This window comes from Candidatus Propionivibrio aalborgensis (assembly GCF_900089945.1).
Taxonomy (GTDB): Bacteria; Pseudomonadota; Gammaproteobacteria; order Burkholderiales; family Rhodocyclaceae; genus Propionivibrio; species Propionivibrio aalborgensis.
The window spans coordinates 1-1,549 of sequence record NZ_FLQY01000270.1; the positions used below are offsets into that span (position 1 = coordinate 1).

Genomic DNA, 1,549 nt, shown 5'->3' on the forward strand with positions numbered 1-1,549 from the left:
AAAGTTTAAAAGCCCTTGTCATAACTCCATGATCGTGAACGGTTTTTCATGCTCCGACCCTGATCGCACCATGCGAGACTTTGACTTGGCGGGATAATTACGTATAATGCGCGGTTCTTCGTTCCACTTTAACTCGTTCTTTGGAGTCCAACATGTATGCGGTCATTAAGACCGGGGGCAAGCAGTATCGCGTTGCCGCTGGCGAAAAATTGAAAATAGAACAGATACCGGCAGAAGTTGGCGCAGAAATCACGCTTGACCAGATTCTCATGCTTGGCGAAGGCGAAGCCGTAAAAATCGGCGCTCCGCTTCTAGCTGGCGCTTCGGTCAAGGCGACTGTGCTCACACAAGGCCGCCACGACAAGATCCGAATCTTCAAGATGCGCCGTCGCAAGCATTACCAGAAGCATCAGGGACATCGTCAGAACTATACCGAGATCCGGATCGACGCAATTGCCGACGCAGTTGCCAGCCAAATCGCGGCCTGACCGAAAGGAAATTGACTCATGGCACACAAAAAAGCAGGCGGCAGTTCACGTAACGGACGTGACTCGGAGTCGAAACGTCTGGGCGTAAAACGCTATGGCGGGCAAATGGTCCTCGCCGGAAACATCATCGTTCGCCAGCGCGGCACCGAATTCCATCCAGGTGAAAACGTCGGCCTCGGCAAGGATCACACCCTGTTCGCTCTCGTTGAGGGTCACGTTCAATTCGCGGTCAAGGGCGCCAGGCGCCGTCGCACGGTCAGCATTGTCCCTGCCGCCGCCTGATTGCGCACGCATCACCGCCTTACAAAGCCCTATCCTGGTGGTAGGGCTTTTTCAATTCTCCGGACCGAATCCCGCAACGGACACGCATCATGAAATTCATCGACGAGGCAAAGATATTCGTTGCCGCCGGTAACGGTGGTAACGGCGCTGCCACTTTCCGGCGTGAGAAGTACGAGCCGGAGGGGGGACCGAATGGCGGCGATGGGGGACGCGGTGGCAGCGTTTACTTTATTGCTGACCGCAACCTGAACACCTTGATCGAATTCCGCTACAGCCGGAAATTTGTCGCTCAACGTGGCGGAAACGGCGCCTCAGCCGACTGCTACGGAAAAGGTGGCAAGGACATAAACTTGCACGTACCTGTCGGCACGGTCATCGCCGATGTCAACAGCAACGAGATCGTCGCTGACCTTGATAGTGATGGAAAGAAAGTGCTGATCGCCAAGGGTGGACGCGGCGGCCTGGGCAATATCCATTTCAAGTCCAGCGTCAATCGGGCGCCACGCCAATTTACCTTCGGCGAGCCCGGTGAAGAACGCGATCTTCGGCTCGAACTACGCGTTCTCGCCGACGTTGGGTTGCTGGGGCTACCCAATGCTGGCAAGAGTACCTTCATTCGCGCTGTTTCGGCCGCACGCCCGAAGGTCGCTGATTATCCGTTCACGACGATGCACCCGAATCTTGGCGTCGTGCGCGTCAGCGAAAACAAGAGCTTCGTCATCGCGGACATTCCGGGGCTGATCGAGGGCGCGGCCGAGGGAGCGGGTCTCGGCATCCGT

Annotated in this window: 3 protein-coding genes; all 3 read left to right on the plus strand. The window is 56.6% G+C overall.

Annotated features, from left to right (window positions below):
• The first annotated feature begins 152 nt into the window (after positions 1 to 152).
• Positions 153 to 488, plus strand: a complete 336-nt coding sequence (gene rplU, locus PROAA_RS12775; protein WP_186411707.1) for a 50S ribosomal protein L21 — start codon at positions 153 to 155, stop codon at positions 486 to 488.
• An 18-nt stretch (positions 489 to 506) separates the two neighbouring features.
• Entirely contained in the window at positions 507 to 770 is a 264-nt protein-coding gene (gene rpmA, locus PROAA_RS12780) for a 50S ribosomal protein L27 (protein ID WP_186411708.1), read from the plus strand.
• Positions 771 to 859: 89 nt separating this feature from the next.
• The coding region (gene obgE, locus PROAA_RS12785) for a GTPase ObgE (protein WP_186411709.1) at positions 860 to 1,549 on the plus strand (690 nt) is incomplete at its 3' end.

Coding starts and splice junctions, on each gene's coding strand:
- rplU (WP_186411707.1), top strand. CDS start 153: ATGTATGCGGTCATTAAGACCGGGGGCAAGCAGTATCGCGTTGCCGCT.
- rpmA (WP_186411708.1), top strand. CDS start 507: ATGGCACACAAAAAAGCAGGCGGCAGTTCACGTAACGGACGTGACTCG.